Raw genomic sequence first — 20,324 nt, 5'->3', positions numbered from 1 at the left:
ATTCCAATCGATCACTGGCAAGAGGTATATGAACAATTTATCACGGAATTATTGAAAAAAATAAACCTGCAACGCATCACGCTGGGTGGGATTTGTTCCTATAAAACTGCCCAATCCTTAATGAATCAAAAGATATCTCCTAACAATTCTATTCAACGAAATCTATCCAGGCATCCTTCCGAGGATGGCCGAATGCGGTATTCACCCGAAATGCGAATCAAAATCTACTCGGCGCTGATCGCCGCGATACGTTCTCAGAAGCCAGATTTGACCATCAGTCTTTGTATGGAGAACATGGATGTAGTAAAAGCGGTGAATCTGTTATGCAATTTAGGGAAATGCGTTTGTCCACTTTAATAATATATATTTTTAATGCATTTGACTGTTTTATTGAATTCTTTTATCCACCGATTGATAATAATCTTGCAGTATTCCGGATTTTTCTCCATCAGGAGGCAATTCCGCCCATATCTTTCCGCTGTTATCATCGTTGTTCCATATCCCCCAAATGGATCGAGCATCCAGTCTTTCTTCGATGTATAAGCGTAGATGCATCGACGAGGAATTTCCTCCGGACAAACAGAAGGGCGCCCCCATCTTTTCATTTGATGAGTAACCCAATGAATTGGCCAAACATCTGTATGGTGTTTCGCCATATAGTCTTGTTCTGGTAAATCCATGCGCGGCATATTCCCGCTGGTACGATAAACTAGAATGGTTTCCCATTGAAAGGCAGGATAATATATTCCGTTAGTTCGGATGTGGCATGATCGTTTGATAGAATAGTTTGCTCCCGGTTTTATCCACGCAAAGGAGTCTTGAAAATTCAGTCCGTTTTTGCTCAATAAAACAGACATATGAGAAGCATGGTCTTGATGCTCTGAATATCCTCTCCCTATTTGCCACGCATGTATGCTTGGCATTGAAGTAAATCTGACGCAATTTTCAATTACAGCATTCATGCTTAAAAGATAAGACTCATAGGTATTCCAGTGTGAATATTTGCGTTGGTTAAAGTACGGTGGTCCTGCAAATACAAGTTTGATTTTCCTTTTCCCAATCAGACTATTGAATTCATGTAGATTTGAAGAGTCTCCACACATTAGACGATGCCGACCTAATTGAAAGATATCACCGTTCTGGATAATTGATATGCGAGGGATATTTATTTTTGCTGTGATAGCCACTTTTTATCTCCAAGAAAATTGTTTCCTCTTATTTAGAGAAAAAGTGGCAAAAAGTGGACTTTAAATAGAATATAATATCCGTAAGCGCATAAAAATCTAGTAATTATAGTTTGTAAATAAATTTTTGCGGATGCGCCGTCTCATTGCATAAATCAAATATTTGACGGGATTTATGCAGGAAATGATTCGAAAGGCGCAATCTTGGAGAAAGAAAGATGTTTTACAAATTTTTACCTAAATAAACGCATTCGCGGTTTCGATGTGAGTAAAGTATATTTAGTAATTCTCGCGTAATGGGAGGGGACTCATGAAAAAAGAAGCCTTCACCCTGCTGGAATTGTTGGTTGTCGTAGGCATTATCGGCGTTCTGGCCGTCATTGCGCTGCCCAACTTCAGCAACGCCTGGATTAAAGCCAATCTAGCCAAAGTGCAATCGGATTTTAACGCGATCAGCATTGCAATTGAAATGTACTTTGCCGATCATGGCGACTTTCCTATTTTTACTACTATTCGGAACCAAGATTATTTTTGCAATAATGATAAAATGTTAGCTCAATTTACCACCCCAGTAAGTTATCTATCTCCTGGCAGTTTTATCGATCCCTTTCGATCAAAAAGAAATGTTGAAAAAAACATAACGGGAAACGCTTTGCTTTACGATTACAATCGATGTTGGCAGGTAAAATTTTCTCTCAATGAAATTCACGATTGGGCGCTTACAAGCATCGGTCCAGACGCTAATATCGGCGAATATACGCGGGAAGAACGATGCAAGAATCGCCATCGCGATTCCGATTTGCTTTGGGACTATCCTTTTTCTTACATTTACCGTTATTCTCCATCCAACGGTTTGATCAGCGACGGCGATATCCATAAATTCCGCATAGGAAAACCGTCGGAATATTGCAAGGAAGTTGACGGCAAACCGGGAATTCCCGAACCGGAATCTTAGAATGCGCTGATTCGATATGATATTCAATCATAGATCATTCTATTCCCTATTCCTTTTTATCCACTGGACGCACCCCACTCCATGCGGTCCAACGCTTCCCGAAATTACTACGTTATTTCCCTCCGCCAAACTGGAAAAATCTACAATTCCCATCAGATTCGCTGCCTCTCGGCGATCTCTGTCCCAGGATAACAAATCGCCTTGAATGGTTTGATAATCGGCGTTGTAGAGCATGACGATGTCTTCCTGCTCCGAGGAAAAGCGGTTGGCGTAGAGGCCGCGTTGCAGCGTGGGGATCAGCGGCTCGACATCGTTGGATGCGAAAGCCTCTTCATGTTCATGGTATAGGCGATAGGCTTGTTGGAGGAATTGGCGGAATTCGCGGCTGTACCAGGATTTCGCCCGTCCTTTGAGCCACATCGCCTTGCCTTGGAAGAAGCAGAGTTTGGCGTCTTCGGCGCTGGCGCCGCGCGGATCGATGCCGGGATGAAAGAGTTCGATGACCTTGAAATCGGGAAACGCAAAGCGGAACAGATCGAGTTTGACGGGGCTGTCGAAATCTCCGCCGCCCGCCATCGAATAACTGAACGCGGCGTCTACATATTGCGAGGCAACATCGTTGGGCGTCTGTTCGATATACAGCGCCGGAGGGCGATCCAACCGGTTCAGCGCTTGCCGAACCTGGCGCAGCATCCCCAGCTCGCCATGCAGGGGATGCGCGCCGATGGGGTGGCCGTGGTTGGGCGAATAGCAGGCCTTGCCTTCGTCGGCGAAGCCGTATTCGTCCATATATAAAGCGGCGGCGCCGGTCTCTTGCGCCACTTGCGAGAGGGTTTCGCTCATGAAATCGCGCCAGGCGGGAAGGTAGGAATCCATGAACATCTCCTCGTTGCCCGCCCAGGTTTTGGGCTTGCCCTCTTTATCGACGATGCTCCATTCCGCGTCGTGCTCGCGCCCAATTGGCGAGCGGGGATCGACGAGGTATCCCTCCAAATAAAGCCCAACAGGAATATGCTGCGTTTGGCTCTTCTCCGTCTCGGCGCGCAAATTTTCCAAGCCGCCCAATTCGTAGCGGCGATACTCGCCTACGCGGCCATATTGCTCCGAATAAGCCCATCCCGAAATATCGATCATATCGACGCCGCCCAACGCCTGGCGCGATTCGGCAATAAGGCGGTCGAGCGTATAGGCGCCCTGGCGATCGTTGAACAGATAGCCGGTTCCGCCGATGGGATAATCGCGGCGGCAGATGAAAACGTTCTTCAATGCGCCGCGCGCTTTGGATTGCGGTAGACGCCATTCGCCAAGCCACTGTTTGTATGTTCGAAACGGCGCGCGCCAATCGCCTTGATGGAATTCCAAAACCGCCGTTGGCGGTTGGAATGTCTCTTTCGGCGCCAGTGCGATGGGCGCGAAAAAGCCGTATTCCACGCCCATCCACGAGCCATCGCTTCTTTTATCGTAGCGAAAGCGCTTTAAGACCGATTGCGAATCCCGCGTGTGCAGCGCCAATCCCGCGTTCAGCGATTCGGAATAAACGTCAAAAAATTGCAAGGGAAATTCGCCCGAATGGACGCCCATCATGCGGATGGGACGGCGTCCCTGGGCGGCGCGGGAACGAGGGAAGAAATAATAATCCTCCGCCGGATCGCCGCTCAAGCGAATTCCGCGCAGATCGGGAAAAAGCAGACGCAAACTTTGCGGCGCATATCCCAGGTTTTCCGCCTGAAGCGTAAGCCGCAATTCGGGATGGGTTCCGGATTGAACGTCGACCGTGAATTGCAGGGGATAGGCTTCGTCTTTTGTCCGTAAGACGAATTCAACGCCGTCGGACTTCACTTTGTACGACTGCAAATCCAATTGATTGGAGGAAAGCGTCTGGCCGCCCGCCGAGAAGGAAAACAAAGGCGAGGAGGCGGGCAGAATATTTATATTTCCCAATTTATAATGCATCGAATCGACGCATAGCCCGGCGGCGGAATTCATCTCGACGCGGTAAATATCGTTTTCGATGACGTATTTCCGGTCGTTTTCCACAGTCAGTTTCGGCGGTGCGGATGAAGCTTCAGATGCGGCGGGCAGACTGAAAGGAAAATCGTTCGGCGGCAACTGCGCCCACGCATCGCCGCTGTTGAGCGTCGCTGCCGCCAAAAAGATTTGGCCGTAGGGCATCCATTCTTCGATGGCGACGCTCTCTAGTTCCTTGCCGGGATCGGCGGGGATGAGATAAGCGCACAATGTCTGGGCCGTTACGGAATATTCCCGTCGATTCAGGTTAAAGGGAAAAGAGCGTTCCACGCTTCCATCCGCATAATGCTTGATAACGATTAGGCGTTCCGGTTGGACGATTTCCGTGCGGGGTTTGAAACTGAACGCGCCGTCCGTTCCCGCGAGATAACAGGAAAGCAGCAGAAAGATTTCGCGGCATTTTCTATTAACAGCTAGGCGGATGGAATCGCGCTGCGCCAGCCGGGTATACGCAACGGTTTTGGATTCATTTAAATGAAAAGGAATGGAAGCGCATTGAATCTCCGGCGACTGCGGAAAGGAAGCAGCGAGAATATCTAACGATAGGTCCGATGGGGCAATCGATAAAAACGCCGCTTCCAGTTTATCCGATGCGGCGGCGATGAGATTTTGGCAGGAGATGATTCGATTTCCCTGCGCATGGGGATCGTGAAAAGAGAGATCGAATATTTCCAGCGCGGCGGGTTGATCGCCGGTTTGAATCGTCAGGACGATTTGATCGATCTGGCGCGTCTGGATAGGGGGAACGACAGAGACAGCGAGTTCGTGTATCTCGCCGTCGAGCAATGAGTCGGGAGCGGGGGAAACAGTGGCTTCCCCAGCGCGGGCAAAGGGATTTTCCATATTCTTCGCTCCCGGCGTAACCGGTCCGATCGAACCGGGGCGAATGCGCAGCAAGGGATGGGACGCCCCATTGGCAACGCCGCGCGCGCGATATTTCATTTTCAACAAGGGGAATTGATACACCCACGCCGGTTCTGCCGTCAGCGTCCATTGCGCCGTAGAATTGGCGACGGCGAAGGCGGAAAGAACGCCATCTTTCATGCTCAATGCGCCTTGGCCCAAGGTCGGCTCCCAATCCTGGGCTTCGACGTCTTGGAAAGTCCAACCTTCTTCGCAAGGGTGGCTGTGCGCTGCGCCATAAGCGGGGGCAGTGAAAAAAAGTACGGCGATCAATATGAGAGTTATTTGAAATTTCATAATATTTCCAAAGACGGCGCGGCGGCGCGCTCTTACTCCCGCCAGGCGGATTTCAGTTTATTGACAACGAGTTCAACGATTTCCGCCTCGCCTTCTTGCGCGAAAATCTCCAACTCTTCACCCTTGCCGGGGACGAAGCAGGAAGACATGGCGATGCGGCCGCCGTTGCCGAATACCTCGATGGAGGATCTATCCAAGAGGATGCGCAACTTAATCCTGCCATCAACCGGCTTCAATGGCGCTGTTTTTCCCAAGCAGGAGAGTTCCGCTTTTTTTGCGTCATAGACGATAGGGAATCCTTCGGAATCCTTGCCTTTTCTGACGCGGAAGCCCAGCTGCGCCGCGTTTTGCAGGGAAAATTCTCCCTGGATATCGAACAAGTCTCCTTTGATGCTCGACAAGAGATTCTTTCCGGGAGCGAGTTTTTCTTGCTTCCATTCCTGCGTTTTCTCATAGAGGCTGGCGATCTCTTCCACTGGTTCGCGATAGACTCGCAAACCTTCTTCCGTATGGCGCAGCGTGAGTTGGCAGGGGAAGGACATTTGCTGGTTAAAAGGAGAATCGGGATATTTCCCGCCGCTCATCCAGGCGATTTGAATCCGCCGTCCATCGGCTTCGGGAATGCCGTTCCAGGTTTGCGAAGCGTAGAAGTTAGCGCCGTAATCTAGAACGTATTTGCCGCTCTCTTTATGGAATTCCTGGCCGTCGAACGAGCCGATCATATATTCGCCGTTGCCTCCCAGCAGGATCCATTTCGCCGCCTCTTTTTCTCCAACGATGGGAAGTTCGAAGATGTCGGGGCATTCGAAGAAGCCCACGATGTGGCTGGTCCATCGCCATTGTTTGAGGTTAGAGGAAACGTAAAAAGAGACGCCGTTTTTCGATTCATCGTTATCAGGACGCCGATAGAGGGCGATGACCCATTGTTGGGATGGCTTATGCCAAAAGATGCGGGGATCGCGGGCGTCGTCGTTGGCGAGGGGAATAACAGGATTGCCTTCGTATTTCGTCCAGGTGCGTCCGCCGTCGTTGCTGTAAGCCATGCGCTGGCCGCATTGCCAGCTGGTGTAGAAGGCGACAAGCGTTTTCTCGCCGCCTTTTTGCAAACCGGATGAGTTGTTTTCATCGATGGCGGCGCTGCCGGAAAAGGCGGTGCACTTGGCTTTGTCCTTAGATCCATCGTCGGGATCGATGGCGATGGGAAGATGCTTCCAATGAACCAAATCGCCGCTGACGGCGTGTCCCCAGTGCATGAAGCCCCATTCGTTTTCGAAGGGATTGTGTTGATAGAAGAGATGATACTCGTCCTTGTAAAAGACCAATCCATTCGGATCGTTGAGCCAATTTTTCTTGGCGGTGAAATGATATTGCGGGCGCAAGGGTTCGTTGTAGTAGCCGATGGAGTTTTCCGCGTTCGAATGAAAACCATAGGCGGCGAGGACAATGGCAAAGAATAAAATCCGGCTCACGAGACGTTTCATGAAAAATCTCCCTTAAGGTTGAATGGAATTGATCGCAGATGAAATCATAACATTTCGCGGGAAACGGATATAGCGTTCGAATCGCAGGTGCGTCCCTCATATGCGTCCTCCGCCGAGAGACGCTTTTTTCCCCATTTAAAAACGGAAAGACGAGAAAAGTTCCGCAATGGCCGAATAACCGCTTACGATTCTCGGAACAAAGACGACGAGAGGGATTATGCACAGCGCCCATATGACAACGAAGACGAGAATCTCGATTCCGAAATCGCTCCAATTTTTTTCCTGGGAGTATTCTTTAATCAGCCCCAAATCGCAAGGCAGGCGTTTCAGGCATTCGCCCAGCCAGGTGAAATAAACGAACAGTAAGATCGCGTAGATGATGATCGTCAACATGAAAAATCTCCTTCATCTGAAATGTTCGGCAGTTATAGCAGTATAACGGAAAGTATTGAAGAATATTACATTTAAAATCGGGTATTGCGGAGCGATTGTTTTGCAAGCAGGCTTTATAAAAGAGTGGCGGAAATATTTAGGATGGAAAAAAGGAATCCAATGAGCGGCTATTCTAAATCTTGCTCGTTCTGCTGGAACAGGCCGCGATTTGCCCCTGGCTCAAAAGTCCATTCGAAGGATGATAGTTATGTCCAAAATAGGTTAGGCCGGAAGGTCCCTTGCTTGACAAACAAAAACCATCGTTGGGTATATTGTATATATCGATGTTAAGATAAATATAGTCGGGAGGAATAACGATATCTTCTTGCATTCGGATATTTTGTTTCTGCTCTCGAATATAATTTGCAAGACTCCTTTTCCCATCCCAAGGACTTAGCGGCAAATTTTGGATGTATGAAATTGGAGTAGTGAGTTCGTTTATATCCTTAATATAACGCGCGGAATTTGTTATGAGTCGCGGCGGATTGATGGGGTAAATATTGTGATCGCAATGGTACATTTCTAAAGCGGAAGCCACAGCTTTGAAATCGGCGATCACTCGACAAACGTCAGCGCGAATTTTGGCGTTGAGGAATTGTTGAATGGCGATTATCGATAACAAGCCGATAATCGCCGTGACTACTAGCAACTCGATCAAAGTATAACCTTTTTCTATATCCGTTCGAATAAATGCTTTCATAATGGCGGCCTCGCATGTCAAAGCGGCGGCTTATCGCGGCGCGTTATGGCCGTAAGCATCCCAGTTGAGTACATCGGCGTCGAAATGGAAAGAAGCGGCGGGATAGAGATAAATAGGATTGATCCCGATGGCGATAAATTCTTCCATCCATAACAGGGGGAATTGGTAATTCTTTAATGGATAACAAGCCAGAGGCTGGATTCGACCTTCATGATTCACTTGGCTCAAATAGATTCCTTCGGCGCTTCCAAGAATATATGTCAGCATCTGGCGGCTGTTCTCATAAGTGCAGCCGTAGAAAGTGATGCTCGTTGAATTAGGATTGACGATTGGCAGTTTGTACAAAAGGGACGCTTCGTCCGGTTTTATTAGAGGTATCGATCGCAAACATACATTTGCCATAGTATTTTGAAATGGAATACCCTGAAGGGAAGATGTAACCAGAAAAAGGTAATCGTTATACGCTTTTATAAAGTTTATAAAGCTAGTTGCATCGCCGAATTTCCAGCAAGATAGGAGACGAAATTCTTTTTGATCGATTTTATATAGAAATAGATCGCTATTAACGCCTATATAAAGGATGGATGGGTCGCGGGGAGAGAAATCGGCGGCATAAATGCCTTCTTTATTGTCTGGCGAAGGTGTTCGCCATAACTCTTGGGGGGCGTAAATATTCTTGATATCGAAAGCAACGATTTCGTTGGATCGGCAATACCCCCAATCGTCTTCTTTTATAGTAGATAAAAGAGCAAGAAGAAGATGGTCTTGGTTGGCCGCAACCTGCGCTAAAACGCCGCCGATATGGGCGGCGATTTTGGGATTCAAAGGATTGGAAACATCAACGATGACTATTCCGCCATAGGAATTCGCTTTGGAGATATTCGTTTTCAGAGTGACGAGATTGTTTGAATCAATTCCTGTTACGATAAGATAATCGCCGCCGCCATATAACAACGCATAAGAGACGGCGTTGTAATCGATCGGTTGATTGGAAACGATAGGATGATAAGGCAGCGTTAGCTTGCCGGCCTGTTTGAATTGCGTATTTATTTTATCGAAAGACCATCCAACGATTTCCGCAATGCCATTCGATTCCGTGTTTAAATACCAGTAAGCCCCACCCGCGTATATCACATTACCAACCTTTGGCGCATCTATCGGGCAAATGGCTGCAGGATCCGGCATAGCTGTTTCTGGAAAGGTTTGCGTTAGGACGATATTGTTCAATACCACAGTGGGGATATCGGCGGACTCGCTGCGCAACTTGTTGGGAGTGGCGGTAATTTGCAATCCGCCCAGCAGAAACAACAACAGAACGAAACAAGGGATCGTTAAAAAACGATGGGCCATTGAAGTGGATTCCAAAGCGCCTTCCTCGAGGGAAAGAATGCGCTGAAAACGGCGCAACGCCGCATTCTTCTGGGAAAAATGGGCCATGCCTTCCGCATAGGCTGACTGATAAAGGCTTTGCGATAGGCGATAGAAAAGAGCGGCGTATTCTTTTTTGGCGCTGGATGCTTTCACGGCTTCGTTGTCGCATTGGGTTTCGGCAGCCTCATTGAAACGATAACGCAAGACATGAATTCCGGGGACAAACCACAACAGCGTTTCCATCGACCATAATAAAATCCAGAATAACCGATCATTATTACGGATATGAGTCAATTCGTGAATGAGGACGAGACGAATATCGCTGGGAGAATACTGATGGAGCAAAAAACGGGGCAAGACAATATAGGTTTTTAAAGTATAAACGACGGCGGGCGAACAATCGATGTCCACGATTCGGATGTGGATTTTACCCTTGATTCCCAACCGCGTCGCTTCCTCATGCAAGAGGAAATGAATATTCGGAGTTCGGCAAGGAACGGCGGCGCGCAGCAGAAGAAAAATATCCTTCCCATTCAATATCAGGCGGCTTAAGGGTATCCATAAACCCATTATATAAACAATCCCCGCTACATAAACCGTTATTCTAAACCATGAGCCGGCGAAAAGTTGGTAATAACGGGACGAGAGGGGAATGGAAATAAAAGAGATATGGCAAGCTTGCAAAAAGGGCAGACAGAAAAATGAAACGATCGCCGCGCGCCATAGCCGGTTTTGCAGCGATAAATCGTTCGTTTGCGTTAGCCGATGAAGCCTCTCCGCCAGAAAAATAAAAAGCACCGCCGCTAGAGACCACGGAACAAGCAAAGGAACGATATGGTTCGCCCACAGAGGCAGAAGAAACGATAGCGTGTCGCGAATCGAATTCATTCAAGATTGATATTCAAGTGTTTCCGCATCGTCTCCAATTCTTTGAGCGTGATTTTATCCTCTTCCATCAAGCGCAGGATCATCGAGGGGGTGCAGCCGTGGAAGAAAACGTCGCGAACATAAGAGAGCGCCGTATTTTCGGCGAAGCGCCGCTGGATATTCGCCGAGTAGTAAAACGTGCGTCCGTCCGTGCGATGCGACAAATAGCCTTTTCTTTCCATGGCGGCGAGCGTCGTGCGAATGGCCGAATTGCTGCGCGGAGTTCCTTGAGAATCAAGGACATCTTGAATATCGTTGGCCGTGATTTCATCCTGCTGCCAGATGACATTCATTAACGTCGTTTCCCATTCGGTTAAAATGGTATTTCGTGGTCGATTCATATTCGCGTTTTAGAGCGTCATGTCAACGCCCTATCTTTCAAAATGAAAGATGCCTCCATTTCTTTTTTTTAAAAATATAACTATATAGTATCCCAAATCGATCTGTCAAGCAACTAGTCATCCTCAGGAGTAAAATTTAATTAAGATATGCGTATATTCTGGCGGAATGGAGCCGAACGAACTTGAATAAGCAGAAATACAGCCATGATTCGAGGATGATTATGAAATTGTCTCCCTGTTCGACTTCGAAAAGAAAAAAATTTATCGATCATAGAAGTTGGAGTTGGTGACATTTTCAAGCCGGCGATTTTATATTTATATAATTTTGTCGCAAAATCGATACAATTTATTTTACACAGTTTTAGTATGGCCTTGCACCGTGTCAATATGGAACAAAAAATGGGTAGATAGTGAAATGTGGGACGGATTATTCTCGTTTTTGAAACAGCAAAGATCAGTCAGAATTTTTCTATATTGCTAAAAATCAGGCACTTACATTTTGGCATTCTTCTTGATATCAAATTGAGATAGTTAAAAAAAATCCCATCCTTGGAGGATTCAGATGAGCATTTTAGCGATTGCAGAAGTAGAAGAAGCGGTTGACCGTGAAGTGATTTTTGAAGAAGAGGCGGATTCGATGACGTGGTATGACTTAATGAGAGAATACGATCTCGAAGGGTACGGCGCCGACTGAGAACGATCTCGATAGCGTTTTTCTTTTCATAGGGAAAAGATGAGCATTTCGAGCGATGCTTTGAGAAGAACAAGAATATCATTCCGGAATGGCTTAAGAAAAAAAAGGGCGCTATAACGTTGGCGCCCTTTCTTCTTTTCAACCTAAAAACAGCAATTGGCAACGGGTATTAGAATATTAATCCTTGTTTTTATTAATGTTGCGCAATGGCATCCTTATCGCCAAAAAAGAGAGAAACCTATTCCATAAGTCGCTGAATTTCTTTAACTAATCTCTTGTCCATCGTGAATAATCCCTGTTTTCAAGTTCGATGCCGCATATGGGGGGATCATGTCAGAAGCGCACGATTGGATTGAACTTTCGCTTCTTTTCGGACATGGAACCGGCTGATCAATTCGTTCAACAATTGCGCTTGAGAGGCGAGTTCTTCGCTGGCGGAGGCGGATTCTTCGCTAGTGGCCGAGTTCTGCTGCGTCGCTTGTTCCAATTCTTTGACGGCATGCATGATCTGTTCGGCTTCGCTGGATTGTTGGTTGCAAGCGTCCGTAATTCCAGCAACGGTTTTTGATGCTTCTTTTATAGCTGGAACGACCTTCTGGATGCGATTTCCCGCTTCTTCCGCCCTTTTTACGCTGTCTTGAGCCAGGCGGCTGATCTCTTTGGCGGACAATTGGCTGCGTTCCGCCAGTTTTCGCACTTCCACAGCGACTACGGCGAAGCCTTTGCCCATCTCTCCCGCCCGCGCCGCCTCGATGGCGGCGTTTAACGCCAGCAGGTTGGTTTGGTCGGCGATATCGTCGACGATGGAAATTTGCGCGGCGATTTTCTTCATGGCTTCCACCGTTTCCATCACGGCGCCCCCTCCCTGTTCCGCTTCGCTGGCGGCGCGGCGAGTCGATTCGTTCGCCGTCGACGCGTTTTGGGCGTTCTTTTCGATGGAGCCGGTCAATTGGCCGATGGATGCCGTGGTTTCTTCCAAACTGGCCGCTTGTTCCGTGGAGGTATTGGCTAAACTCTGCGCCGAGGCGGACAATTGTTCGGAACTGGAAGCGACTTGTTCGACGGCGTTTTGGATTTCCTGAATCAGGTGAGTGATATTATCGGCCATATCGTTAAGCGCATTTCCCAAAACGCCGATTTCGTCCTTCGTATTCACCGTCAAACGGCCTCGCAAATCCCCTTGGGCGACGGTTTGGGCGAAATCGACGCCCGCCAGCAATGGCGTAACGATTTGGTTAGTCGTATAAAGCAGGATGATAATGGCGATGGCTATACTGATGATGGAAACGAGAATTGAGATGGTTCTTATCGCATGGACAGGTCTGAGAAAATCGTCCATGGTCGCCGAAGAAGCGATGATCCATTGTTTTAGGGGATATTCCTTAAAAATGGCGATTTTGTCTTGTCCCTGCCAGGGATACTCGATCGTTCCATTGCGTTGTTGTACGATGGTTTTGCCGAAATCGTAATCGGTAAGATTCAGTTTCATTATGTTTTCCTTCACGGGGTGCGATATTGTTACGCCGTCTTTTTTCAAGATATAGACATACCCTTCCTTTCCAATCTTCACCGGCGAGACGAATTCATTGGAAAAATCGCCGTATTCCACCGGCGTTCCCACGATTCCGACGAATTCGCCTTTGTTCAAAACCGGCGTTGTAATGAGTGAGACGGCTCGTCCCGTTACCGGAGAAAGCGCGATGTCGCCTATAAACGGATTGCCTTTTTGGGCTTCCTGGATATTAATGGTATAGGCGGGTATCTCCGCGACGCGAATTCCCTTCGCTTTTTCCGGATCCACGGCGGATATAAGGATTACTCCCTGCGTGTCCATCAAGATGACGTTTTCATAACTGCCGACGTCTTTATATAGGCTAAGCAGCCGGGCGGCGGCGGCTTCTAGATTTTGACCTGCGCAAGCCGCGATCAGGTCGGAATCTTTGCTCATGGAAATGGCGATTTTCAAACGGACTTGAAACCAGGAATCGAGGGTTCGCTCCACTTGATCCACCTTATCCGCCATCGATTGTTTCTCCTGATCGAGGACGCTGTTTTTGGCGACGTTGTAGGAAAAGTAACCGGTAACCGATAAGGAGATGATGAGAACGGGTAGGACGACGAGAAGGAATTTGTTGCGGATGTTGAGTTTCATTTTTTCCCCTTTCAAGAGTAGAGCGTATTGCAGGATCGAATAAAATTTTGACTGTATTATCTTTATTTTATTCCATCAGGAATAAAAAAACCACTTCATCAGAAAAAAAAATCTGAGTAAAGAGTGAAAGATTTATGTTTCCGGCGGAATGGGATTTTTATCGAGGGGATTCCCCATCGGAATGTGAACATGAATATGGAAAGAGGTTTTATCTTGGAAAACCGTTTGTTATATTGTTTCCAATTAATAACTTACGTTAAGCGCAAGCAATAACAAGTTAGAGAAGTCTATAATGATCGTAGTGTTGAATCGCGAAAACACGAAATAAAAAAAATAAACACGAAAAAAATCCAGAAAAACAGTTGGCGCAATGGATCGCGACGCAAAAATGGCTTTTCTGTGTAAACCAAAAGAATCCGTGATATTCGCGATTCGAAAATTTCACGAAATTCGAGCCTTTTCGAGCTTTCGCGATTCAATAACATAATGGGAAATAAAGACAATGCTCCTCTCTTGAATAATTCATCCGACTTTTGAGTACAGCTCGGTAAGAGGGCAGGAGAACAAAATTTAGTGACAAAATAAATATCATGGACAACCTTACCCCCGACATACGCAGACAAACGATGTCCCGCGTGCGCAGCAAGGACACCAAGCCCGAATGGGTCGTGCGGCGCCTGGTTCATAGCATGGGCTATCGCTACCGTTTACATCGCGCCGATCTACCGGGCAAGCCCGACCTCGTTTTTCCCAAATACCGCAAAGCGATTTTCGTCAACGGCTGTTTTTGGCATGGCCATCAATGCCGCGCGGGACGGAACCGCCCCGCTTCCAACAAAGATTACTGGCTGCCGAAACTGGAAAAAAACAAAACCCGCGACCGATCCCATTACCGGAGATTGCGTAAAATGGGCTGGGGGATTATGGTGATTTGGGAATGCCAGATCAAGAAAACCGAAGTGCTGAAAAAACGAATTCGCCGTTTCTTGGGAGCCGGTGCGGATGCCTAATAAGAAATACGGTTTCTATGAATTCTTCGCAGGAGGCGGCATGGCCCGCCTGGGACTCGGACGCCAATGGCGATGCCTCTTCGCCAACGACAATTCCGAAAAGAAAGCGCAAGCCTACCGCCGCAATTTCCCCGAAAATGGAGAAATGCTCGCCAAGGATGTAGCGCGCATCACTCTCGCCGACCTTCCCGGCCGCCCCCATCTGGCTTGGGCCTCCTTCCCCTGCCAGGATCTCTCTCTCGCGGGCGAGCGCGGGGGGCTTAATGGACGGCGCAGCGGAACCTTTTGGCCTTTTTGGAATCTTATGAAATCCATGTCGAACAGCGGCCGCCGCGTTCCTATTATCGTCCTGGAAAACGTCGTTGGCGCCATCACGTCCAATTCGGGACGTGATTTCCACACTCTTTTCGGAGTATTGAACGACGAAGACTATCGCGTAGGTCCCCTGATTATGGACGCTGTTCATTTTCTGCCCCAATCGCGGCCTCGGCTTTTCATCGTCGCCTTCGACAAGAATATCGCGCTTCCAAACCGGATGCATAACCAAGAGCCTTGCGATATGTGGCATGGGAAATCATTGGAAAAAATCCGTCAAACCTTGCCGCCGGACCGGCGAAACGATTGGCTCTGGTGGCGGCTGCCCGAACCGCCGCCCCGCTCCATCCAACTCGCGGATCTTATCGAAGATCGTCCGCCGGATGCGCCCTGGCATACGCCTGCGGAAACTCAGCGGCTATTGGATATGATGTCCGAAATCAATATCGCCAAGGTCCATCAAGCCCAATCCCAAGGCCGACGCATCATTGGAACCGTTTATCGGCGCACCCGCTTTGGCGGCGACGGGCGCATGGAGCAACGCGCCGAAGCGCGTTTCGATCAAATCAGCGGCTGCCTGCGCACTCCAGCGGGCGGCTCCAGCCGCCAGATCATTCTCCTCGTCGAAGGCGATCGCATTCAATCCCGACTTCTCTCCGCCCGCGAAGCGGCGCGTCTTATGGGTGTTCCCGACGCCTATAAGCTGCCGGACAATTACAATGAAGCCTACCACCTCATGGGCGACGGCCTCGCCGTTCCCGTGGTCTCCTGGCTGGAGAAACATTTGTTGCGCCGTCTTATCCAGGCGGATAAGCGCCTGACGGAGGCGGCCTGAATGACCTCCACCAAAAATCCCATTATCCCCTGCGAGTTGCGTTCCGAAACCAAAGACCGCATCGCCGCTTACGCCGAGGCTTTGATCCAGACCGCTCCCTCCATCGGCGATCACGGCTTGAGCGAGCAGGATTTTTGGGATTCGGGACTTTTCCGCAGCGCTATCGAACGATTACGCGGAACCCAGGCCGCCTTCACAGCGGACAAGCGCCGATTCATGGAGAGCATTCTCGATTTCCTGGCGCAAAAAGGCGAGATCGAACGCTGGACCTTCGCAGGCAACGAAGAGCGGCACGATTACGAAATCGTCTTGCCGGGCGGCTGGCTCAGCGTTGTGGAGACGAAGGGTTGCCTCGATGGCAATAACACCAATATCTTCGAACGTCCGCCCCACGCCGACGAATTCGTCATTTGGTCGCTTTGCCAGAATCCTGGTTCCGATCCTCGGCATAACGCCTGGTCCGGCATCCACACCCGCCTCAGCGCTGAGGAGATTCACCGAGGCCAGAAAATCGATGGGGTCGTGATCTGGGATTTGATCTGTGGAACCGTAGGACGCCCCTGTCCCAAGTTGGCGAATCCCGAACGAGCGACGCTTTTGCCCAATGGACGCGCCGTCCCGCCGCCCTGCTTCTACTTGTTCCCCCGCAGTATTCCCAATCCCCGCAATAATCCCAATCCCGCCGTATGGAAATTGGAAGAGGTCAGATTGCTTCATACTCTTTGGAAGAATTTCCAAGGCTTGGCGCAAGACATCGTTCAAGTGCAAATCGAGACCCGCATGGAAGGCGCCGACGTCCAACGCCGGACGCGATTTTTTCGCTTAGGGGAAGAGTTCTCCACTTCCGGCTGGACCGCCATCCGCCGAGCGCGATAATTCCGATCGAAATAGAACTTTCTTCTCATTATCAACTTAAGGACAATCAAATTACCTATAAATTTATATGTATATATTTATTCCTTAATCTCTATTCTCAAACGATGATACACGAGTATCTTTAGTAGATACAATGCAATCATTTCAAATGTAGGCTATTCTCCTCCTTCAGTAGATTTTTTATCGCTCTCCGTTTCTCAAACCAATCAAAATTGGAATATTGCATTTCTTAATGTACTGATTTTCTTTAATCGATTAATTTGGACTGTTTTTTGCTGTGCGAAGAATAGCATTGTGGAAATACTCTTTAATGGGAAAGGAGTTAATCCAGGATTTACCGCATGTAGTTTTCACATTAGACGTTGATATCAAAAAAAACTCCAGAATGGGGAATCAAAGGATTAAGGCAGAATTAAAGAAATTAGAATAAATAGAAAATCGCGGGAGAATGATGATGAACTTGAATAATATAAATATGAAACCCAGGTTGATCGCACTTTTTCTCATAGTAGGACTTCTTCCTTTATCGCTGGCCGCTTGGATATCCTTCAACAGTTCGAGTCAAGCCATTCATGTACAGACTTTTAATCAACTGACAGCCATACGGGATATCAAAAAAGGCCAAATTCAAAAGTACTTCGCCGAACGTGAAGGCGACATGAAAGTTTTGGTGGAAACCGTGGGGACGCTGCGTCAAGAGGCGTTCCAAAAATTGGAAGCTGTACAGACAGTTAAAAAGAACCGAATTGGAGATTACTTCAATAACTTACATAAGGAATTAGCGTTTCTCTGCGGCGATCCCCGAACCGCCGCGGCCATCGATCGATTCGAGAAGATTTTCCTGGAGGAAGGGAATAAAACTGGAGGATCGGCATGGACGCAGTTGGATATGGAACTAGGACCGCATTTTTCGGCGATGAAGCAGGATCGGGGATATTACGACATTCTACTCATCGCCTCAGACGGCAATGTGGTCTATTCTGTCGCCAAAGAGGCCGATCTAGGCTCCAACACGATCAATGGACCTTACAAAGACTCCAACTTGGCCGTCAGTTTCCGCAAAACAGAGAGCCAGGAGATCGCCTTCGCCGATTTTGCGCCCTACGCGCCCTCCAACAACCTGCCCAGCGCATTTCTAACCGGCGCCGTGAAAGACGCCACCGGCGTCCGAATCGGCGCGATCGCGATCCAGATACCGAGCGATAAAATCAACGCCATCATGCTTGACCGGGCAGGCATGGGAGAGACGGGAGAATCCTATGTTGTCGGTCCCGACCAGTTGATGCGGTCGGATTCGTTTCTCGACAAAACCAACCATACCGTCGAAGCCTCGTTCAAGAATCCAGACAAAGGCAAAGTGGATACTCAGGCCAGCCGGGAAGCCTTGGCGGGAGTGGAAAAACAAGACGTGATTCAAGATTACAACGGCAATCCCGTCTTGTCCTGCTACGATCCCTTGGAGGTTTTCGGAGTGCGATGGGCGATGATCAGCGAGATCGACGTCGCCGAGGCTTTTTGTCCCAAGGACCAGCAAGGCGAATATTTCTTCAAGAAATACCAAGAGACTTACGGCTATTACGATCTGTTTCTCATCAATCCCAACGGCTATGTTTTCTATACGGTCGCCAAGGAAGCCGATTACCAAAGCAACCTGGTCAACGGCAAGTATAGCAGCACCAATTTGGGAAAATTAATCCAAACCGTACTGCAAACCAAAACTTATGGTATGGCGGATTTCGAACCCTATGCGCCCAGTAATGGCGATCCGGCGGCGTTTATCGCGCAGCCGGTGATGCATAATGGAGAGGCGGAAATCATCGTTGCCTTGCAGCTATCACTGGAAGCTATCAATTCAATCATGCAGGAACGCAGCGGCATGGGCGTATCGGGAGAGACGTATCTGGTGGGCAGCGATAAGTTGATGCGATCGGATTCTTATCTGGATAAAACGAACCGCGCCGTTATCGCTTCCTTTAAAGATCCTAGCAAGGGAAAAGTGGATACGGTGGGTTCTCAGGAAGCCTTGGGCGGAAAAACCGACGCAAAGATCATTATCGATTACAATGGCAATCCGGTGCTGTCGGCTTATGCTCCGATTCAGCTTGGCGATATCCACTGGGCGATTCTGGCGGAGATCGACGAGGCGGAAGCTTTCGCCAGCCTAGCCATGTGGAATCGATACAATAATCAGCTGGGATTGACCGGCTGGGTTTTATCCATCGTGGGAGTGTTTATCGTCTTGATCGCGATCGTAGCGATCTTCATCGCGGGCAGCATCGCGAAGCCGTTGGCGAAAGGCGTGCGATTCGCTCAATCCATCGCTTCCGGCGATCTGACGCAGCGAATCGATTTGAATCAAAAAGACGAAATCGGCGATCTGGCGAATGCCTTAAACGATATGCGCGCCAATTTGAATGAAGTGATGAGCAACATTCAGACCGCCGCCGAACAAGTGGCGGCCAGCGCCGAGGAATTATCTTCCGCCTCGCAAAATCTCGCTAATGGCGCAACGGAACAGGCATCCAATTTAGAGAAGACTTCCGCCGCCATCACTCAACTCAGTTCTTCGATCCAAAGCAGCTCGGAAAGCGCTACTACAACAGATGGAGTATCCTCTAGAGCGGCCATCGAAGCGGAAAAAGGCGGAATCGCCGTAAGCGATACTGTGGACGCCATGAAAAAGATCGCCAATCAAATTTTGATTATCAACGACATCGCCGACCAAACGAACTTATTGGCGCTGAACGCGGCGATCGAAGCGGCGCGGGCGGGAGAGATGGGCAAGGGATTCGCCGTAGTGGCCATAGAAGTTCGCAAATTGGCGGAACGCAGCCAACAAGCCGCCAAAGAGATCAGCGAATTAGCTAAAAACAGCGTTGGAAAAGCGGAAGAAGCGGGAAGCTTAATCCAAACGATAGTCCCCAGCATTAAGAATGCATCGGAATTGGTGCAACAAATCAACATGAATTGCAAGGAACAGCTGGAAAGCGCCACCCAAATTCATATAGCCATGGAACAACTGGATATCGTTACCCAGCAAAATTCCTCCACCAGCGAAGAATCCGCTTCCGCCAGCGAAGAACTGGCCGCCCAGGCCATGGCGCTGCAGGAAATGGTCTCCCGCTTCAAAATCAGTACGGACGATAGCCGCCGTCTCCAAGACAAAACCGGGAAAAAAACCATATCCCATTTCTATCGCGAATCCGTTCGGACGCTGCCAAATAAGTCAAAGCAAGATACGGAAGAATTCGTAGAAATGTAACAGAATTCGAAAGGTTCGCTTTTCCCTCTTCAATCCCTCGCATCGCTTCTCCCAGAAGCAAAGCGAGGGATATGTATTTCCTGCCGGGAAAAACATCCGCGGATTCCAGCCGAAACCGTATTGTAAAGCCAACGGGGCATGACGTCTCCGTCATGCCCCGCCGCCGCGCCCAACGCGCATTCGTGCAGCTTATACCAATCTGCATTGAGATTGTCGCTTTTCAAATTCCTCTCCCAAGATGGGGATAGGTTAGGTGAGGGTTGATATTATTAGACTTATATTTCCCTCACCCTAACCCTCTCCCAAAGGGCGAGGGAATTAATAAGCAACAATCCTAACGCAGAATGGTATTACTTATTGCTCCGTCGATCCTTTGACGACCGACGTTAAGTCGCTGATGTCGTAGATATACGTCTTAGTCCGAAGTTCCTAATCCGAAGTTCCTAAAGAAATAATCGGAATACTAGGCGTAACCATTGGATATTTTTGAGGTTGCGCTTTTTTGTGCGGCAAGGATTGTAGCCATGTAAATATGCAAATATTTTCATAATTTATTCTATT

16 protein-coding genes are annotated in these 20,324 nt (G+C 48.5%); 7 read left to right on the top strand and 9 right to left on the bottom strand.

Going from position 1 to position 20,324, the window contains the following annotated elements; translation table 11 throughout:
- Positions 1 to 357: hypothetical protein (locus AB1656_12910; GenBank protein MEW6236279.1), on the top strand; the 357-nt coding region annotated here is incomplete at its 5' end.
- Here AB1656_12910 and AB1656_12905 read toward each other — a convergent pair.
- Positions 354 to 1,187, bottom strand: a complete 834-nt coding sequence (locus AB1656_12905) for a site-specific DNA-methyltransferase (protein ID MEW6236278.1) — start codon at positions 1,185 to 1,187, stop codon at positions 354 to 356. The two genes, AB1656_12910 and AB1656_12905, sit on opposite strands and share 4 nt — an antisense overlap.
- A gap of 307 nt (positions 1,188 to 1,494) precedes the next feature.
- Here AB1656_12905 and AB1656_12900 point away from each other — a divergent pair, with 307 nt between their 5' ends.
- Positions 1,495 to 2,139, top strand: coding sequence for a prepilin-type N-terminal cleavage/methylation domain-containing protein (locus AB1656_12900; GenBank protein ID MEW6236277.1), 645 nt, complete (start codon positions 1,495 to 1,497; stop codon positions 2,137 to 2,139).
- A 39-nt stretch (positions 2,140 to 2,178) separates the two neighbouring features.
- Here AB1656_12900 and AB1656_12895 read toward each other — a convergent pair whose 3' ends face one another.
- The 6 genes from AB1656_12895 to AB1656_12870 form a co-directional block, all read right to left on the bottom strand.
- Positions 2,179 to 5,367, bottom strand: a complete 3,189-nt coding sequence (locus AB1656_12895; protein MEW6236276.1) for a DUF6259 domain-containing protein — start codon at positions 5,365 to 5,367, stop codon at positions 2,179 to 2,181.
- Positions 5,368 to 5,399: 32 nt separating this feature from the next.
- On the bottom strand, positions 5,400 to 6,848 hold the full coding sequence (locus AB1656_12890; GenBank protein MEW6236275.1) for a glycoside hydrolase family 32 protein: 1,449 nt from the start codon (positions 6,846 to 6,848) through the stop codon (positions 5,400 to 5,402).
- Between the two features lie 135 nt (positions 6,849 to 6,983).
- Entirely contained in the window at positions 6,984 to 7,241 is a 258-nt protein-coding gene (locus AB1656_12885) for a hypothetical protein (protein MEW6236274.1), read from the bottom strand.
- A gap of 172 nt (positions 7,242 to 7,413) precedes the next feature.
- Positions 7,414 to 7,980, bottom strand: coding sequence for a prepilin-type N-terminal cleavage/methylation domain-containing protein (locus AB1656_12880; protein MEW6236273.1), 567 nt, complete (start codon positions 7,978 to 7,980; stop codon positions 7,414 to 7,416).
- Between the two features lie 30 nt (positions 7,981 to 8,010).
- The gene (locus AB1656_12875; GenBank protein ID MEW6236272.1) at positions 8,011 to 10,239 is read right to left on the bottom strand and encodes a M56 family metallopeptidase; all 2,229 of its coding nucleotides are present in this window, start codon (positions 10,237 to 10,239) and stop codon (positions 8,011 to 8,013) included.
- Complete coding sequence (locus AB1656_12870; GenBank protein ID MEW6236271.1) at positions 10,236 to 10,619, bottom strand: BlaI/MecI/CopY family transcriptional regulator; 384 nt, start codon at positions 10,617 to 10,619, stop codon at positions 10,236 to 10,238. Before AB1656_12870 ends, AB1656_12875 begins: the two co-directional genes overlap by 4 nt.
- A 562-nt stretch (positions 10,620 to 11,181) precedes the next feature.
- On the opposite strand from AB1656_12870, the gene AB1656_12865 reads away from it, so the two are divergent.
- Positions 11,182 to 11,313: a hypothetical protein gene (locus tag AB1656_12865; protein MEW6236270.1), complete on the top strand. Its 132-nt coding sequence runs from the start codon at positions 11,182 to 11,184 to the stop codon at positions 11,311 to 11,313.
- A gap of 328 nt (positions 11,314 to 11,641) precedes the next feature.
- Here AB1656_12865 and AB1656_12860 read toward each other — a convergent pair whose 3' ends face one another.
- Positions 11,642 to 13,465 carry a methyl-accepting chemotaxis protein gene (locus tag AB1656_12860; protein ID MEW6236269.1) on the bottom strand — a complete coding sequence of 608 codons (1,824 nt, stop codon included), beginning with the start codon at positions 13,463 to 13,465 and terminating at the stop codon, positions 11,642 to 11,644.
- A gap of 590 nt (positions 13,466 to 14,055) precedes the next feature.
- On the opposite strand from AB1656_12860, the gene AB1656_12855 reads away from it, so the two are divergent.
- The 4 genes from AB1656_12855 to AB1656_12840 all read left to right on the top strand — a co-directional run bounded on the left by AB1656_12855 (position 14,056) and on the right by AB1656_12840 (position 19,763).
- Positions 14,056 to 14,475 carry a very short patch repair endonuclease gene (locus AB1656_12855; protein ID MEW6236268.1) on the top strand — a complete coding sequence of 140 codons (420 nt, stop codon included), beginning with the start codon at positions 14,056 to 14,058 and terminating at the stop codon, positions 14,473 to 14,475.
- Positions 14,468 to 15,625 (top strand): DNA cytosine methyltransferase, encoded by a 1,158-nt coding sequence (locus AB1656_12850; protein MEW6236267.1) that lies wholly within the window; start codon positions 14,468 to 14,470, stop codon positions 15,623 to 15,625. The genes AB1656_12855 and AB1656_12850 overlap by 8 nt, the downstream gene beginning before the upstream one ends.
- Positions 15,626 to 16,501: a hypothetical protein gene (locus tag AB1656_12845; GenBank protein MEW6236266.1), complete on the top strand. Its 876-nt coding sequence runs from the start codon at positions 15,626 to 15,628 to the stop codon at positions 16,499 to 16,501.
- A 475-nt stretch (positions 16,502 to 16,976) separates the two neighbouring features.
- A complete protein-coding gene (locus tag AB1656_12840; protein MEW6236265.1) occupies positions 16,977 to 19,763 on the top strand; it encodes a methyl-accepting chemotaxis protein in 2,787 nt (928 codons plus the stop codon).
- Between the two features lie 29 nt (positions 19,764 to 19,792).
- On the opposite strand, the gene AB1656_12835 is transcribed toward AB1656_12840, so the two are convergent.
- The gene (locus AB1656_12835) at positions 19,793 to 19,987 is read right to left on the bottom strand and encodes a hypothetical protein (protein MEW6236264.1); all 195 of its coding nucleotides are present in this window, start codon (positions 19,985 to 19,987) and stop codon (positions 19,793 to 19,795) included.
- Between the last annotated feature and the right edge of the window lie 337 nt (positions 19,988 to 20,324).

Source organism: Candidatus Omnitrophota bacterium, assembly GCA_040755155.1.
Taxonomy (GTDB): domain Bacteria; phylum Hinthialibacterota; class Hinthialibacteria; order Hinthialibacterales; family Hinthialibacteraceae; genus JBFMBP01.
This window is presented reverse-complemented; position numbering and strand designations above follow the sequence as displayed.